The organism is Pseudomonas sp. PH1b (genome assembly GCF_000633395.1).
Classification (GTDB): Bacteria; Pseudomonadota; Gammaproteobacteria; order Pseudomonadales; family Pseudomonadaceae; genus Aquipseudomonas.
In genome coordinates, this window is record NZ_AYMU01000011.1 from 377319 (window position 1) to 393660 (window position 16342).

At 66.5% G+C, this 16342-nt stretch carries 14 protein-coding genes and 1 pseudogene; 3 read left to right on the forward strand and 12 right to left on the reverse strand.

Annotated features, from left to right (window positions below):
• Positions 1 to 19: 19 nt before the first annotated feature.
• The 5 genes from U873_RS0120520 to U873_RS36740 all read right to left on the reverse strand — a co-directional run bounded on the left by U873_RS0120520 (position 20) and on the right by U873_RS36740 (position 5324).
• Positions 20 to 892: a transporter gene (locus tag U873_RS0120520; protein WP_025130025.1), complete on the reverse strand. Its 873-nt coding sequence runs from the start codon at positions 890 to 892 to the stop codon at positions 20 to 22.
• Between the two features lie 135 nt (positions 893 to 1027).
• Positions 1028 to 2005 carry a helix-turn-helix transcriptional regulator gene (locus U873_RS0120525; RefSeq protein ID WP_025130026.1) on the reverse strand — a complete coding sequence of 326 codons (978 nt, stop codon included), beginning with the start codon at positions 2003 to 2005 and terminating at the stop codon, positions 1028 to 1030.
• Between the two features lie 270 nt (positions 2006 to 2275).
• On the reverse strand, positions 2276 to 2788 hold the full coding sequence (gene hpaC / locus U873_RS0120535) for a 4-hydroxyphenylacetate 3-monooxygenase, reductase component (RefSeq protein WP_025130027.1): 513 nt from the start codon (positions 2786 to 2788) through the stop codon (positions 2276 to 2278).
• A gap of 651 nt (positions 2789 to 3439) precedes the next feature.
• On the reverse strand, positions 3440 to 5002 hold the full coding sequence (gene hpaB, locus U873_RS0120540) for a 4-hydroxyphenylacetate 3-monooxygenase, oxygenase component (RefSeq protein ID WP_025130028.1): 1563 nt from the start codon (positions 5000 to 5002) through the stop codon (positions 3440 to 3442).
• Entirely contained in the window at positions 4992 to 5324 is a 333-nt protein-coding gene (locus U873_RS36740) for a hypothetical protein (protein ID WP_157838110.1), read from the reverse strand. Before U873_RS36740 ends, hpaB begins: the two co-directional genes overlap by 11 nt.
• Positions 5325 to 5381: 57 nt before the next feature.
• On the opposite strand from U873_RS36740, the pseudogene U873_RS37605 reads away from it, so the two are divergent.
• From U873_RS37605 to U873_RS0120550, 3 genes and pseudogenes are all read left to right on the forward strand, one after another.
• Positions 5382 to 6149: pseudogene (locus tag U873_RS37605) on the forward strand (MCP four helix bundle domain-containing protein); the annotation flags it as partial.
• A complete protein-coding gene (locus U873_RS37610; RefSeq protein ID WP_371261325.1) occupies positions 6144 to 7007 on the forward strand; it encodes a methyl-accepting chemotaxis protein in 864 nt (287 codons plus the stop codon). The pseudogene U873_RS37605 and the gene U873_RS37610, both read left to right, overlap by 6 nt.
• A gap of 152 nt (positions 7008 to 7159) precedes the next feature.
• The gene (locus U873_RS0120550) at positions 7160 to 8341 is read left to right on the forward strand and encodes a pyridoxal phosphate-dependent aminotransferase (protein WP_025130030.1); all 1182 of its coding nucleotides are present in this window, start codon (positions 7160 to 7162) and stop codon (positions 8339 to 8341) included.
• An 87-nt stretch (positions 8342 to 8428) separates the two neighbouring features.
• Here the strand turns inward: U873_RS0120550 and U873_RS0120555 are convergent, their stop codons facing one another.
• The 7 genes from U873_RS0120555 to U873_RS0120585 all read right to left on the reverse strand — a co-directional run bounded on the left by U873_RS0120555 (position 8429) and on the right by U873_RS0120585 (position 16260).
• Positions 8429 to 9421, reverse strand: coding sequence for a D-glycerate dehydrogenase (locus U873_RS0120555; protein ID WP_025130031.1), 993 nt, complete (start codon positions 9419 to 9421; stop codon positions 8429 to 8431).
• Between the two features lie 21 nt (positions 9422 to 9442).
• Complete coding sequence (locus U873_RS0120560; RefSeq protein ID WP_025130032.1) at positions 9443 to 10738, reverse strand: MFS transporter; 1296 nt, start codon at positions 10736 to 10738, stop codon at positions 9443 to 9445.
• A 446-nt stretch (positions 10739 to 11184) separates the two neighbouring features.
• Positions 11185 to 12147 carry a sugar kinase gene (locus U873_RS0120565; protein ID WP_025130033.1) on the reverse strand — a complete coding sequence of 321 codons (963 nt, stop codon included), beginning with the start codon at positions 12145 to 12147 and terminating at the stop codon, positions 11185 to 11187.
• Positions 12140 to 12922 (reverse strand): sugar phosphate isomerase/epimerase, encoded by a 783-nt coding sequence (locus U873_RS0120570; protein WP_025130034.1) that lies wholly within the window; start codon positions 12920 to 12922, stop codon positions 12140 to 12142. The genes U873_RS0120565 and U873_RS0120570 overlap by 8 nt, the downstream gene beginning before the upstream one ends.
• 120 nt (positions 12923 to 13042) lie before the next feature.
• Positions 13043 to 14092, reverse strand: a complete 1050-nt coding sequence (locus U873_RS0120575) for a LacI family DNA-binding transcriptional regulator (RefSeq protein WP_025130035.1) — start codon at positions 14090 to 14092, stop codon at positions 13043 to 13045.
• A gap of 151 nt (positions 14093 to 14243) precedes the next feature.
• On the reverse strand, positions 14244 to 15176 hold the full coding sequence (locus U873_RS0120580; RefSeq protein ID WP_025130036.1) for an alpha/beta hydrolase: 933 nt from the start codon (positions 15174 to 15176) through the stop codon (positions 14244 to 14246).
• Between the two features lie 142 nt (positions 15177 to 15318).
• Positions 15319 to 16260 carry a choline ABC transporter substrate-binding protein gene (locus U873_RS0120585; RefSeq protein ID WP_025130037.1) on the reverse strand — a complete coding sequence of 314 codons (942 nt, stop codon included), beginning with the start codon at positions 16258 to 16260 and terminating at the stop codon, positions 15319 to 15321.
• Between the last annotated feature and the right edge of the window lie 82 nt (positions 16261 to 16342).

Sequence of the window (16342 nt, forward strand, 5' to 3'; positions counted from 1 at the left end):
GCTCCGAAGGCAAAGGGGGTCAGAACACGTGGACCAGACGCAGCAGGGCGTCGGTGCCGGCGAATCCGTTGTCGGTGGCGACGTTGCGCGACAGGCCGAACATCAGCTGGTTCTGCTTGTCCAGCCAGTGCCCGACCTCGAACCCGACCTGGGTGTAGCGCTTGTGGGTGTCGTCGATGCGCCGGTCGTTGATCCGCAGTTCGCCACCGTCGGCGTGGATCAGGCGCAGGGCGCCGTAGGTGCTGGGGGTGAAGTCGTAGGAGGCGAAGGCCTGCAGGCGGTAGAGCGGGTCCTGCTTCAGGTCGCTGCCGAAATAGTCATCGTTGGTGCCATAGAGCTGGGCTTCGAGGTTGGCCTCCAGCACCCACTTCTCGCCCAGGCCCTGGGTGTAGTTGTAGACAAAGGTCGCGCCCCAGCGGTTGGCCCCGGGGGAGACGTCCGGGTTGCGGCTGTGGTACTCGCCCACGGGCAGCGTGATCAGGGTCAAGAGCCCACTGTAGGTACGGGTTTGCGGCTGGTTGATGAAGAACAGGGTGCCCCCCACCTGAGGGTCGCCGAAGCCGCTTTCGCCGGTGTGGTGCTCGGCACCGGGCAGGCGCGCGTCGATGTCGGCAAACGGCACGATGAACTGCGGGGTGCACAGGGTGCCGCACAGGTCACTGAAGAACACCTGGCGGTAGGCCATGGCATTGACCCGCAGTTCGGCCTTGCCGGTGCTGTCGGCCGGGCCGTGGAAATCCCCGGCGCGGGTGGTCGGCAGGTACAGCACCCCGAGGCTGGTGCCCACGGGGGCGGCGAAGAAGTCCCGGGCGTTGAGGTCGGCGGCCTGTAGCGACAGGCTGGCCAGGGTGCCCGCCACGGCGGCGGTGGTGCGGCTGAGGATCCTTGTCATGGGCGGTGCGTCTCTTGTTGGAGTTGTTGTTCGGCGAACGGCTCGCCGGCACACGGCAGTGGGCTGAAAAATGGGCAAAGGCTGCCCGTGGCGGTCAAGAACGACCGCCAAACGCAAGGCGATATTCAGAGGGGATCAGTCAGGCGGGGCGTGCAGCAGTTGGGCAATCCGGGCCTTGTCCTTGACCCCGAGCTTGCTGTAGATGGCGCGGATGTGATGGCGCACGGTATTGGGCGACATGCCCAGGTCCCGGGCCACTTCCTTGTAGGTCTTGCCGTCGCCGAAGCAGTGGGCGACGGCGTTTTCCCGGGGGCTGAGCTTGGGCAGCAGGCTGCGGCTGCGGGCTGCCAGTAGGTAGAGGTCGCCCACGGCCGAGGATTCGACCTGCAGCCGCTGGCCTTCGAAGCCGCCGATGTCGAACCCGCTCGGCAGGCGCGGGCCGCTCCAGCGCGGCCATTCGCTGAGCAGCAGGTCGACAAAACCACGCTCGGCGCATTGCAGCACGCCGCGTGGGTCGCACACCGCCAGGGCCAGGTTGCGTGGACGGCTGAGCTTCTCGCGGGTGGCCACCAGGGTGCGGATCTGATTGGCCGAGACGGCAGCCACCAGGTGCAGCATCAAGTTGTTCAGCAGGTGGCAGTCGTCCTGGGTGAAGCCCGGGGCGCCTGGGGCGCGGTACAGGGCCAGGTGGTTGCTGAGGTGGGTGTGGGGGTCGATGTGCACCACGCACAGCAGCTCGCCAATGTGGTACAGGCGCCCCAGCCAGTTGAGGCCGGGACCGTTGGCCGGGTCCGTCATGTCGACGATCACCGCCTGCCCGGGCACGGCGTGGACCCGGCCCACGGTGACATCGGTGTGGCGGATGGATTGCCAGTCCGGCAGGTAGCTCGGCGGCAGGCGGTACAGGTAGCAGCTGTGTTCATCCGGCAGGCCGTCGATCAGCGCGGCGCGGCCCCACCAGGCGCTGTCGAAGGGCAGCAGTTTGCTGATGCGCGCCAGGGCATGCGGGTGCAGATGCTCCAGGTCCTTGTTTTGCGCCAGTTGCTGCAGTTCCAGGGTCAGCTCGCTGAAGGCTTGCAGCTGGCTGGCCGGTGCATGATCGGGATGGTTCATGGGTCTGTACCTCTGGGCGACGTTGTTATTGTTTTCGTCACGGAAGGGGTGAAGGACCGTTGCGCCCGGGAGGGCGTGGGCAGGGCCTGGGCAGAAGTATCGGCGTCTGGCGCCGGGAGCACCATCCTACAGATGCAGGAGGTGGCGGAGGGCTTGTACCGTCGCCAGAGGCTGGCGGGGTGCCCGGCCAGGGGCCGCGACGGCAGCCTGGCGCAAGGGCAGAAAGGCAGTGGTGGCCAGCAGCAGTTTCACCACCGGCCGAGGCGAACCTCAAGCCGCCGGGCTGGGGTGCTGCAGACGATGGAAACAGCGGCTGAAGTAGACCAGCGAATCGCCTTGCTCCAGCACGCTGATTTCGTCCAGCTCCACCAGCATCACCGAGTGGGTGCCGATTTCCTGGACCTCGGTGATGCGTCCCTGCAGGCTCGCCAGGGCTCCTTCCAGCACCGGCAGGGCTTGCAACCCGTCGCGCCACGGATGCAGGCCGAAGCGCTGGTCCATGGCGACCCCGGTCATGCCGGCAAAATGCCGGGCCACTTCTTCGTGTGCGCCGCTGAGGACGTTGACGCACAAGCGGCCGTTGCCCTTGAACACCGGGTTCAGGGCGCTGTTGCGGTTGACGCAGACCATCAGGGTCGGTGGGCTGTCGGTGATCGAACAGACGGCGGTGGCGGTGATGCCGCAGCGGCCGGCCGCGCCGTTGCTGGTGATGACGTTGACCGCGGCGGTCATGTGGGCCATGGCGTTGCGGAAAGCTTGTTGCTTGGGGTCGAGTTCGGACATGACGAATTCCTCATGGACGCAGGGCATTGTGCTGTAGGAGCCGGCTCCTTGTGGCGCTCTGGTAGGCGCCTTCGCTGGCAAGCCAGCTCCTACGATGACGTGTGGGCCTTGGCCTTTTCTGTAGGAGCCGGCTTGCCGGCGAAGAGGGCCTTGAGCCTTGTGTTGCTCTGGCGGGCGCCTTCGCTGGCAAGCCAGCTCCTACGACGATGTGTGGGCATTGGCCTTTTCTGTAGGAGCCGGCTTGCCGGCGAAGAGGGCCTTGAGCCTTGTGCTGCTCTGGCGGGCGCCTTCGCTGGCAAGCCAGCTCCTACGACGACGTGTGGGCCTTGGCCTTTTCTGTAGGAGCCGGCTTGCCGGCGAAGAGGGCCTTGAGCCTTGTGTTGCTCTGGCAGGCGTCTTCGCTGGCAAGCCAGCTCCTACGACGACGTGTGGGCCTTGGCCTTTTCTGTAGGAGCCGGCTTGCCGGCGCAGAGGGCCTTGAGCCTTGTGTTGCTCTGGCGGGCGCCTTCGCTGGCAAGCCAGCTCCTACGACGATGTGTGGGTATTGGCCTTTTCTGTAGGAGCCGGCTTGCCGGCGAAGAGGGCCTTGAGCCTTGTGCCGCTCTGGCGGGCGCCTTCGCTGGCAAGCCAGCTCCTACAGGGCGCCAGCGGCTACTGGCGGATACGGTCCAGCATGTTGATGTCGTCCGGGTTGCTCAGGTGCGGCACGGTCCAGCCGTCGAGGTCGTAGTCGCCAAGGCATTTGTCCACCAGGTCGGTCATGGCCTTCATCGAGCCGCTGCCCTGGGCGTGGCGCAGGCACTGCATGCGGATTTCGTCCTGGCTGCCGGCGTAGTTGATCTCGTACAGCTCGTGGCGACCGCCGAACTCGGTGCCGATGGCATCCCACAGCAGCTTGAGGATCTTGATCCGCTCTTCATGGCCCATGCCCCCCGAACCGCGGCAGTAGGTACTCAGGTACTGGTTGAGCACCGGGTCCTTGAGGTCCCGTGAACCGGAGGGCAGGTAGATCAGGCCGCTGGCCACCACCTGCTCGATGATCTTCTTGATGTCGGTGTAGGCCTGGGGCGCCAGCACCCGATAGGCCTGCAGCGCCTGGGTACTGGGCAGGTACACGCCGTTCATCCACTCACTGGCGTTGCCGTGCATGGCGTCGGTCAGGGACCAGAACAGGTTGCGCCAGGCCACCACTTCGCCGACCTGGGCCTGGACCCCGCGAAACTCCAGGGAGCCGGTGCACTGCAAGGCCTTGACCAGCAGCCCGGTGATGAAGTCGAGCTTCACCGCCAGGCGGGTGCAGCCCTGCATCGGGAACAGCCGGCCGAACCCGCCCTGGGGGAACCACTGGCGGCAGCGCTCGAAGTCGCGGTAGATCAGCACGTTCTCCCAGGGGATGAACACCTTGTCCATGATCAGGATCGCGTCGTTCTCGTCGAAGCGGCTGGACAGCGGGTAGTCGAAGGGCGAACCGGTCATGCCGGCCTGCAGTTCGTAGGAGGGGCGGCAGATCAGCTTCATGCCCCGGGTGTTCATCGGTGCGATGAACATCAGGGCGAAGTCGGTGTTGTCCCCCAGCAGTTGCGCCGAGCCCTGGCCGACGAAGTTGTAGTGGGTCAGGGCCGAGTTGGTGGCCACCACCTTGGCGCCGCTGACGATGATCCCGCCCTCGACTTCCTCGTCCACCGAGATGAACACATCCTTGACCTGGTCCACCGGTTTGTCGCGGTCGATCGGCGGGTTGACGATGGCGTGGTTGAGGTACAGGCAGGCTTCCTGGATGCGCTTGTACCAGGTGCGGGCGTTATCGGCGAACTGGCCGTAGAACTCCGGGTTGGCCCCCAGCACGCTGCCGAAAGCGGCCTTGTAGTCGGGGCTGCGGCCCATCCAGCCGTAGGTCAGGCGCGACCAGTCGGCGATGGCGTCGCGCTGCTGGCGCAGCTCATCGGGGCTTCTGGCCGAACGGAAGAACTTGTGGGTGTAGCCGCCGTTGCCGGTGTCGGTGTCCCAGCACAATTGCTCCTTGGTGGCCGGGTCGTGCAGGGCGTCGTACAGGCGGGCCATGGAGGCCGCGGAGTTGCGGAAGGCCGGGTGGGTGGTGACGTCCTTGACCCGGTCGCCATAGATGTAGATTTCACGGTCGTCGCGCAGGCTGGCCAGGTATTCGGCGCCAGTCAGGGGGCGGTTGGTTGCGGCACGAAAGTCTTCAGGTTTCATATCCAGTCTCGGCGTTGTTTTTATCGACTGGAGCCATGATGGGCAGGTGCAGGGTGCGACAAAATGGCTTTTCCGGTGAATGACTTGCACTTTTCATGGGGGCGCTGGCGCCTTCGAGCCGCAGTGAGCAGGCGGCGGCTGCTGGCGTTTGCTGGCTTAATCGATTCACTTCGCGTTCCTGTGCTGCCACCGCGAAACCCGGGTCATATTTAGAAATATTTTCACCGTCCAGCCCTATGAAAGCGCCGCTTCGGCCGATATTCCTGACAGGCCCGGAGACTTGGATCGCCCCGGTGCCCACCGCTGGCGTGGCCTCTGGCACGCCTGACGGATCACTGGCATGGATGCTCGTCGCCTGTTCTCTTCCGAGAGTCGCCCTATGTCTTTGCGTAACCTGAATATTGCTCCTCGAGCCTTCCTCGGTTTTGCCTTCATCGCGTTGCTGGTGGTCGTGCTGGGTGTGTTTGCGGTCAACCGCATGTCGATCATCCGCGAGGCCTCCATCGACATGGAAAGCAACCAGCTGCCCAGTGTCGGTTTTCTCGGCAACCTCACCGAGAGCGTCCTGCGCCTGCGGATCCTGTCCTTTCGCGTGCTGGTGAACCGTGAACCGGCGGGCCTCCAGGAAGCCCAGACACGCATCGGCGTGCTGGTGGACCAGGCCCGACAGGCCCAGGCCAGTTACGCGGCGCTGCCGGCGGGGCCGGAAGAGGCGGCGCTGTACCGCAGCTTTGCCGCAACCCTGGACAACTACCTGCAAGCCCAGAAGGAGATGCTCGAACTGTCGCGCCAGGACAAGCTGGATGAGCTGCGCCAGTTGATCAACACCCGGATCAAGGACGGCACCGACCAGATGGGTGAGCAATTGAACCGCTTGATCGCGATCAACGCCGCCGACGCCAGGAGCGCTTCCAAGGCCGCCGGCGAGCACTACAGCAGTGCGATTGGCGGAATCGTCATCGTGGCGCTGATTGCCGCGCTGCTGACCGTCGTCCTCGCGCTGCTGCTGACCCGCAGCATCGTCACCCCGCTGAACCGGGCGCTGAACGCCGCCGAGGTGATTGCCGGCGGCGACCTGCGCCAGGCGATCGAGGTCGAGGGCCAGGATGAACCGGCGCGCCTGTTGCGAGCCCTGGCCGACATGCAGGCCAGCCTGCGCCGGACCATCGAGCAGATCGCCGGCTCGGCGACCCAGCTGGCTTCGGCCTCGGAGGAACTCAGCGCGGTGACCGAGGAAGCCTCTCGGGGCCTGCAGCAGCAGAACAACGAAATCGAACAGGCGGCCACCGCGGTCAATGAAATGACCGCGGCGGTGGAGGAGGTGGCCCGCAACGCGGTGTCCACTTCCGAAGCCTCTCATCAGTCGACCCAGGCGGCGCGCGCCGGCCGCGACCGGGTGGTGGAGACCGTCGAGGCGATCCAGACCATGACCCACGACGTGCAGGCTACCTCGGTGATGATCGAAGGCCTGGCGACCCAGGGCCGGGACATCGGCAAGGTGCTGGACGTGATCCGCGCGATTGCCGAGCAGACCAACCTGCTGGCTCTGAACGCGGCCATCGAGGCGGCCCGGGCCGGCGAGGCCGGGCGCGGCTTCGCGGTGGTGGCGGACGAGGTGCGGGCCCTGGCCCATCGCACCGCCCAGTCGACCCAGGAAATCGAGAAGATGGTGGCCGGCATCCAGAACGGTACCGGTGAAGCGGTGGATTCGATGCAGCAGAGCAATCAGCGCACTCAGAACACCCTGGAACTGGCCCGCGCCGCCGGTGTGGCCCTGGAGCAGATCGCCGAGTCGATCAACCAGATCAACGAGCGCAACCTGGTGATCGCCAGCGCCTCGGAAGAGCAGGCCCAGGTATCGCGCGAGGTGGACCGCAACCTGGTGAACATCCGCGACCTGGCCACCCAGTCGGCGGCCGGGGCCAACCAGACCAGCGCCGCCAGCCATGAACTGTCGCGCCTGGCAGTGGACCTGAACGCCATGGTTGCGCGTTTCGTGATCTGAGCCCGTCGGGTGGAGCCAGGCACGGGCGTTTGACCGAGTGCCTCGGCCACACCCGCCGCGAGGGGGGGGGACAGCCGCGCCGAGCGGCGCTCGACGAGCGCTGGTTCAGCACCTAGGGTTGGGAAAGTGGCGTCTTCTGCAAGGAGAAAGCGATGCGCTATTCAGCCCTGACCCAAAGGATTGCCGGCGAAGGCTCCGCCGCCTGGAACATCCACTACCGGGCCCTGGCCTTGCGCGAGCAGGGCCGGGACGTGCTGCTGCTGACCATCGGCGACCCGGACTTCGACACCCCGACACCTGTGGTCCAGGCGGCCATCGACAGCCTGCTGGCCGGTGATACCCACTATTCCGAAGTGCGCGGCAACCTGGCCTTGCGCAGTTGCATTGCCCGTTGCCATCACCAGCGCTGTGGCCAGGTGGTGGATGCCGAGCACGTGGTGGTCCTGCCCGGGGCGCAATGCGCGGTGTTTTCGGTGGCCCAGTGCCTGCTCGATCCCGGGGACGAGGTGCTGGTGGCCGAGCCGATGTACGTCACGTATGAAGGGGTGTTCGGGGCCTGCGGGGCCAAGGTGGTGCCGGTCCCGGTGCGTGCCGATCAGGGCTTTCGCGTTGATCCCAAGGAAGTGGCCACGCGGATCACTGGCCGCACCCGGGCCATGCTGATCAACAGCCCCAACAACCCTTCGGGCGCCAGCCTGTCGCTCGATGATTGGCAGGCCCTGGCACGGCTGTGCCTGGAGCATGACCTGTGGCTGATCTCCGACGAGGTCTATTGCGACCTGCTGTACGAGGGCCAGCACCTGAGCCCCGCCAGCCTGCCGCGGATGGGCGGGCGCACGGCGACCATCAACAGCCTGTCCAAGTCCCATGCCATGAGCGGCTGGCGGGTCGGCTGGGTGATTGCCCCGACCGTGCTCGCCGGGCACCTGAGCAACCTGGCCCTGTGCATGCTCTATGGGTTGCCGGACTTCGTGCAGAACGCCGCGGTGGTGGCCTTGTCCAGCGACTTGCCGGAACTGGTGCTGATGCGTGAGGAGTACCGTCGGCGCCGCGACCTGGTGTGCGCGATGCTCGATGAATGCCCGGGGCTGCGGCCGGTGCTGCCCGATGGCGGCATGTTCGTCATGGTCGATGTGCGCCAGACCGGCCTGGCGGCCCAGGCCTTCGCCGAGCGGCTGCTGGAGGAACATGGCGTCTCGGTGCTCGCCGGAGAAGCCTTCGGCCCCAGCGTTGCGGGGCATATCCGCATCGCCCTGGTGCTGGACTGCGAGCACCTGGCCGACGCCTGCCGGCGCATTGTCCGTTGCACTGGGCAACTGCTCGAAGGCTCCTGAAAGGGCCGGGCAGCCGCGGCTTCAGCCAGGTTTCGCCCTGGCAGGAGGGGGCAGTCGGCCGCCCGGGCCTTCACCCGGCGGGGTCGTTCAAGCCCTGGCCCGGCGCGATTGCCAGGCCTCCTCATTGACCAGGTTGGCCGGCCGCTCGCCGGCCAGGGCCGCCAGCAGGTTGTCCACCGCGCAGCGGGCCATGGCCTCGCGGGTTTCATGGGTGGCTGAGCCGATGTGCGGGGTGGCCACCACATTGGGCAACTGCAGCAGCGGTGAATGATGGTCCAGGGGCTCACGTTCAAACACGTCCAGCCCGGCAGCGCGAATCCGCTGCTGCTGCAGGGCCTGGATCAGCGCCGCTTCGTCCACCACCTTGCCCCGGGAGATGTTGATGAAGATGCTCTGCGGGCGCATCAGGGCAAATTCCCGAGGGCCGATCAGGCCCTGGGTTTGTGCGGTCAGGGGCAGGGTCAGGCAGATGAAGTCGGCCTCTTGCAGCAACTGTTCGAGGCTGCGGTAGCGGGCATTGAAGCGCTGTTCCACCGCGGGTTTCGGGCTGTTGCTGTGGTAGATCACCGGCATGCCGAAGCCGGCGTGGCCACGCTGGGCCAGGGCTTCGCCGATGCGCCCCATGCCGATGATGCCCAGGGTCTTGCCGTGTACGTCGCTGCCGAAGTGCAACGGGCCGATGTTGCGGTGCCACTGCCCGGCGCGAACCATGTTGGCCAGTTCCACCACCCGCCGGGCGGTGGCCAGGATCAGCGCGAAACCGGTGTCGGCGGTGGTTTCGGTGAGCACGTCCGGGGTATTGCTGAGAAGGATGCCGCGCCGGGTCAGGTAGTCGATGTCGTAGTTGTCGACCCCCACCGAGACACTGGCCACGGCCTCCAGCCGGGGCGCCAGGTCCAGCAGTTCGGCGTCCAGGCGCAGGCTTGCTCCCAGCAGGCCCTGGGCCTTGGGCAGGGCCTGGCGCAGGGTCTTGAGGCCGGCCGGGCCGAGATCTTCGATCAGGGTGAGGTCGGTGTGCTCGTGCAGCCGGGTCATCAGTTCGGGGGAGAGTTTTTTGTACAGCACCAGGTGTTTTTTCATCGGGTTATGCTCCGTGGCAATTCATGAGTGCAGCAGGCGGCGACGCGCCGCCAAGGCCTTGGCCCGGGGCACGTTGGCGCCGGGTTTGAGCAGCAGGGTGAGCAGTACCGAGAGCAGCAGGGCCGCGCTCATCAGCAGGTAGGAGGCCCCGGGGGACCCGGTGGCGCTGTTCAGGTAGCCCACCAGGTAGGAGCCGCCGAAGGAGCCCAGGGCGCCCATGCTGTTGATCAGCGCCATGGCGCCGCCGGCGACGTTGGCCGGGAGAATCTCCGGGACGATGGCGAAGAACGGCCCGTAGGGCGCGTACATGCAGGCTCCGGCCAGCACCAGCAGGCCGTAGGACCACCAGAAATGCTCGGCCCCCAGCAGGTAGGAGCCGTAGAAGGCGATGGCGGCGACCAACAGCGGCGGCCAGACGAAGCGCTTGCGTTGCTGGGTGCGGTCCGAGCCCCAGGACACCGCGAGCATGGCGATCACCGCCGCCAGGTAGGGCAGGGCCGACAGCCAGCCAGCCTCGACCATGTCCATCTGCGCGCCGTGCTTGAGGATCGACGGCAGCCACAGCACGAAGCCGTAGACCCCGATGCTCCAGCAGAAGAACTGCAGCGCCAGGAGGATCACCTTGGGCGAGCGAAAGGCCTCGGCGTAGTTCTTCACCGCCTTGATGCCTTGCTGCTCGGCGGCCAGGGCACTTTCCAGGTCCTGTTTCTCCTGGTCGCTAAGCCATTGGGCCTGGCTTGGCCGGTCATCGGCCAGGCGCCACCAGATAAAGGCCCAGATCACCGCCGGCAGGCCCTCGATGATGAACATCCAGCGCCAGCTGAAGTGTTCCACCAGGTAGCCGGAGACCACCGACATCCAGAGCATGGTCACCGGGTTGCCGAGGATCAGGAAGGTGTTGGCCCGGGAGCGTTCGGCGCGGGTGAACCAGTGGCACAGGTACACCAGCATGGCCGGCATCACCGCCGCTTCCACCACCCCGAGCATGAAGCGGATGGCGATCAGCATGTAGGCATTGGCGACGATGCCGGTGAGGGTGGCCAGGCCGCCCCAGAGGATCAGGCTGACGAAGATCAGCTTCTTCACGCTGCGTTTTTGCGCGTAGATCGCCCCTGGCACCTGGAAGAAGAAATACCCGAGAAAGAACAGCGCCCCCAGCAACGACGACAGGCCGGGGGTGATCTGCAGGTCGTCGGCCATCCCCGAGGCGGCGGCAAAGCCGTAGTTGGCACGGTCCAGGTAGGCCAGGCTGTAGGTGATGAAGACGATGGGCATGATGTACCACCAGCGGCGGGCGGCGAGTTTGAGCGTGTCCATGAAAATTCTCCTGAGCTTGTTGTTTTTGTCGCAACAGGTGGTTCTTGGTGTTCGTTTTCCGTAGGAGCCGGCTTGCCGGCGAACAGGGCGTTAGCCTTGCATCGCCCTGGTGGACGCCTTCGCTGGCAAGCCAGCTCCTACGGTGGTGCGCATTGCTGTTGTGTAGGAGCCGGCTTGCCGGCGAACAGGGCCTTGAGGCTTGCATCGCCCTGGTGGACGCCTTCGCTGGCAAGCCAGCTCCTACGGTGGTGCGCGTTGCTGTTGTGTAGGAGCCGGCTTGCCGGCGAAGAGGGCCTTTAGCCTTGCATCGCCCTGGTGGACGCCTTCGCTGGCAAGCCAGCTCCTACGGTGGTGCGCGTTGCTGTTGTTTAGGAGCCGGCTTGCCGGCGAACAGGGCCTTGAGCCTTGCATCGCTCTGGCGGGCGCCTTCGCTGGCAAGCCAGCTCCTACAGGGCGTTGGCGGTTTTCAGGGGGGGGCTGTGCTCCGGTAGTTCGTGGCGCAACGGCAGGCCTTCCATGTCGCCGCGGCTCTGTACCGCGCGGCTGCCGACCCAGTTGGCGCGCTGCACCGCCTCGACCACGCTGCGGCTCTCCAGCAGGGCGCTGATCAGGCCCACGGCGAAGGCGTCGCCGGCACCCACGGTGTCCACCACCTGGGCCACGCTCACGCCGTCGACGAAGCCGGCATCCAGCTGGGTGCGGTAGTAGGCGCCGTGGGCGCCGAGCTTGATCACCACGGCCTCGGCGCCCTGGTCGAGGTAGAAGGCGGCGATGTCCGCCGGGTCGTCACGGCCGGTCAGCAGGCGGCCTTCGCCCAGGCCCGGCAGCACCCAGTGGGCCAGGGCCGCCAGGCGGTTGATCTCGCGGATCATCAGCGCTTCGCTGGCCCACAGGCCAGGGCGCAGGTTGGGGTCGAAGGACACGCTGCGCCCGGCGTCACGCTGGCTCTGCATCAGGTAGCCGGAGAGCTCCCGGGTCGACGCCGAGAGTGCAGGGGGAATGCCCGTGGCGTGCAGGTGGCGGGCCTGGAGCAGGGCCGGGGTGACATCGCTGATGGCCAGGTGGCTGGCCGCCGAGCCGCGGCGAAAGTATTCGACCCGGGGATCGTCGCCGGTGTCTTCCCGGGACTTGAGCTGGAAGCCGGTGGGGTGCAGCGGGTCGCAGCGCACGAAGCGGCAGTCCAGGCCCTCGGCCTGCAGGGTGTCGAGCACGAAGCGCCCCAGGGAGTCATTGCCCACCCGGCTCAGCCAGGCCACCTTGAAGCCCAGCCGCGCCAGGCCGATGGCGACGTTGCTGTCGGCCCCGGCGATGCGCTTGTGAAAGTGCTCGACCCGGGCCAGGTCGCCGCCGTGTTCGGCAACGAACATCGCCATGGTTTCACCGAAGGACAGAATATCGATATCAGGCATCTGCATTCTCCAGGCGCGACTGGCCGAGGCGGGCCAGCAGGCTGACGTGCTCGGCGCTGATCTGTACCAGGTCGTCGCCTTGCAGCGGGTATTCCACGGCCCGGGTAATACCTTGAGTCATGTGCCGCAGCAGTTGTTCCCACTGGTGCAGGTCCGGAGCGCTGGGCGGTATGGCCACCAGCTTGCCGTCGACCCGCAGGCGCACCGCCTTGCAGTGCACGTAGGTCACGTGGCGGCCCAGCAGGCGCGCGGCATTCACCGCCGATTGCTCCTGCCATTGCCAGTTGCCGATGTCGAAAGTCATGCCCAGGGGCAGGTTGAGGGGCTCCACGGCGCTGAAAAAACGCTGGAACGGCTCGATGCGTCCGCCATGGGCGGTCTGGTCGTTCTCCACCAGCAGGCCCAGGGGCTGGCGGAACAGCAAGCTGGCCAGGCTGCGCAGGTCGTGGTGTTCGGTGAAGTGGCCGAGGGACACCTTGAGGCGTTTGGCGCCAAACTCACGGGCCCGTTGCAGGGTGGCGGACAGCTCGGGGTTGGGCTCGCAGCGGCCTGCCTGCCACAGTTCCAGGGGCGAGGAAAACACGCTTGCCAGGCCATGCTGCTGCGCCTCGCGGGCCAGTTCGGCGGGTAGTTCGTTGCCGAGCAACTCTTCGCGCCATTCGATGCAGGACGCGCCGGCGGCCGCCACCAGGGCAATGAAGTGCCCCTGGCCGTATTGGCGCACCAGGTCGGCGCCGTAGCTGGACAGACTGATGGAAACGGGTGATTGATGCATGCTTCAGACCTCTGAAACCGGTTTCATTTTTATTCAGGGCTACCCGGCAACGGTTTCGCAACAACGTCTCCGAGGGGCCTTGCTACTGGGTACAAGCGCTGCTCCAGGCCGCGCCGCCGATCAACGAGGTTGCAGGCCCGGCGCCGGCGGCGACAGGGAACGGGTGGAGCCGCGTACGATCAATTGCGCCGCAAAACCCACTCCTCGTGCCGGTCCGGTATCGCCGCGCAGGCGCTTGAGCAGGCACTCGAAGGCGCTGGCGCCGATGGCTTCGGTGGGTTGGGCCAAGGCGCTGATGCCGCTGCCTACCAGGGGGTACCAGTCGAGGTCGTCGAGGGCGATCAGGCCAAGGTCGTCGAACAGGGGGCAGCCCAGTTCACGCAGGGCTCGAGTCGCGGCCAGGGCAGCCACGCCATTGGCGCAGAACAGCGCCTTGGGGCCGTGGCCCGGGGCGGCGAGAAAGGATTGCAGGCCGGCCACCAGCGCCTCGCCGGTTGCCAGCCACTGGCCGTGCAGGGTCGGGCGCCGGGCGATCTCGGCCTGGAAGCTGGCGTGGCGTTCAAGCCGCGAACTGGTGCCGTCATGGGGTTCGCTGACCAGCAGCAGGTCGCGGTAGCCCTGTTGCTCCAGGTGCTCGATGGCACTGCGCACCGCCGCCGGGTTGTCCAGGCCCACCAGGTCGGCCTGCAGGCCGTCCAGCTTGCGGTCCACCAGCACCATGGGCATTTCCTGCTGCAGTTCCAGCAGTTGTTCCAGGTGGTGGCCCAGGGTGTTCACGATCAACCCTTCGATGTTGTAGGCCCGCAGGTTGGCCAGGTGCCGGGCTTCCTGCTGGTCGTCGCGGTCGGTGTTGCACACCACCAGGCTGTAGCCGTGCTGGCGACAGGCGGTTTCCACGCCGTGCATCACGGCAATTGAATAGGGGTTGCGGATATCGGCCACCAGCATGCCGATCAGGCGCGTGCGCCCGCGTTTCAGGCCGCGGGCCATCTGGTTCGGACGGTAGTCCAGTGTGGCGATTGCCTGCTCGATGCGCAGGGCGATGGCATCGGAGAGCAGGGCCCGGTCTTCGCCGATAAAGCGCGACACACTGGCCTTGGAGACCCCGGCGTGTCGAGCGACGTCGAGCATGGTGACGCGGTTGCGCTGGGCGGCGGAAAATTGATTCACGGGCGACGACCTTATTCTTGGAATTATTGTTTCAGTCCTGTCGAGATGGGCTGAAACCGGTTTCAGGAAACCGCAAAAGCCATTCTGCCGTCAAGGGTGCAAGGTCGATAAATCCGCTTCAGATCCCCGGCTGCCTGACCGACGGTAGGGCTCAAGGCAGCGCCAGGGCCTGGCGCAGGTAGTCCTGCAGGATCCCATACAGGTCATCGACTTCCGCGGCCAGGCCCCTGGCCCGCAGGCAGCCGTGCACCAGGCCGAGGCCGGGGTAGAGCTGGCTGGGCACGGCAGCGGCCAGCAACTGCTGGTGATAGCACTCACCGTCATCGCGCAGCGGGTCGAACTGCGCCAGGGCGATCAAGGCCGCCGGCAGGCCACTGAAATCCTTTGCCAGCAAGGGCCGCGCGTAGGCCGAGCGCTGATCGGGACCGGGCAGGTACAGGGCCTGGAAACAGTCCAGGTCGCTGCTGCTGAGCAAGGGGGCATCGGCGCAATGGCTGCGGGAGGGCAGGTTGGCGGCGCCGCCCAGCCCCGGGTAGACCAGCACCTGTGCTGCCGGCAGCGCCTGGCCGGCATCGCGCAGGGCCAGGCACAGGGCGGCGGCCAGGTTGCCTCCGGCGCTGTCGCCCATCACCGCCCTGCGTCGGGCATCCAGCGGCAGGGGCAGCGCGCCCTGTTCCAGGGCCCGCCACACCGCCAGGCAGTCGTCGAAGGCCGCGGGGAATGGATGCTCCGGTGCCAACCGGTAATCCACGGCGATCACCAGCAGATTGAGCTCCCCGGCCAGGTGCGTGCAGATGAAATCATGGGAATCCAGGCCGCCCAGCACCCAGCCGCCCCCGTGCAGGTACAGCAACCAGGGCCAACCGGACTCCGGGGCGGGTTGCTCGGGTTGATAGAGCCGCAGCGCCACCCCGGCCAGTTGCAGGTCCTGCACGACAAGGCCGGCGGGCCGCGCCGGAGTGAAGTCCCGGCACATGCGCCGATAGCTGTCGCGCAGGCCGTTGAGGCTACCGTCGGGGCCGTTATGGCTCAGGGTCCGTTCGACGAAGGCGGCCAGTTGCGGGGACAGGGGGTAGTGGTTCATCAAGGATTCCGCAGGTTGGAAAGGGAAGATGCCGACCGGGCGTGTTCAGCCTGACGCTGGCCCGGGCTGCATCCGCGAGAGCGGTTCACAGGCCTTCCGGGCGGGTCATGCACACCCATCCGGGCGCGCTGTCTGGCTGCTGCTACAACCCGGCCTTGACTGCCGCCACGCCGTCACCACCGTCGAAGCTGGTGACCCCGGCCAGCCAGCGCTGCAGGTCCTCGGGGTGTTCACGCAGCCATTGCCGCGCCACTTCCCGGGGAGATTGGCGCTGCATGATCGGCACCATCAGCTGGCTTTCCTGGGCGGCGCTGAAGGTCAGGTTCTGCAGCAGCCGATCGACGTTGGGGCAGCGCTCGGCAAAGTCCGGCGCGGTGACCGTGGACACCGTGGCCGCGCCCTCGTTGGGCCCGTAGACATCCTCGCTGCCGGTCAGGTAGTTGATGCGCAGGTTGATGTTCATCGGGTGCGGGGTCCAGCCGACGAACACCACGAACTCCTTGCGGTTGATGGCTCGCTGCACGGCGGCCAGCATCCCGGCTTCGCCGGACTCGATCAGCTTGAAGCCCTTGAGGCCGAAACGGTTGGTGTCGATCAGGGTCTTGATCGTGGTATTGGCGCCGCTGCCGGGCTCGATGCCGTAGAGCTTGCCCCCCAGTTGTTCCTTGAAACGGGCAATGTCGGCAAAGGTCTTGAGCCCGGCCTGGGCTACATAGTCCGGCACCGCCAGGGTGGCCTGGGCGTCCGCAAGGCTGGGACGCTCCATGACCCTGACCTGGCCAGCCGCGAGGAAGGGCGCGATGTTCGGGTCCATGGCCGGTTTCCAGTAGCCGAGGAAGATGTCCAGGCGCTTGTCGCGGATGCCAGCGAAGATGATCTGCTGCACCGCACTGGTCTGTTTGCTGTCGTAGCCCAGGCCGCTGAGCAGCACGTCGGCCATGGCGCTGGTGGCGATCACGTCGGTCCAGTTGACCACGCCCATGCGCAGGTTCTTGCAGGAGGCGGGCTCGGCGGCCCAGGTCGGGGAACTCACAAGTGCAGCGGCACAGAGGGCCAGGAAACAACGCTTGAACGGTGCTTGCATCAGAGGATCTCTTCCGGCAGGTGGTTTATTGTTCAGAGCGGCGTCTTATTGCGCCGTGCTGGTCACCTTACGTGGCCCTGGC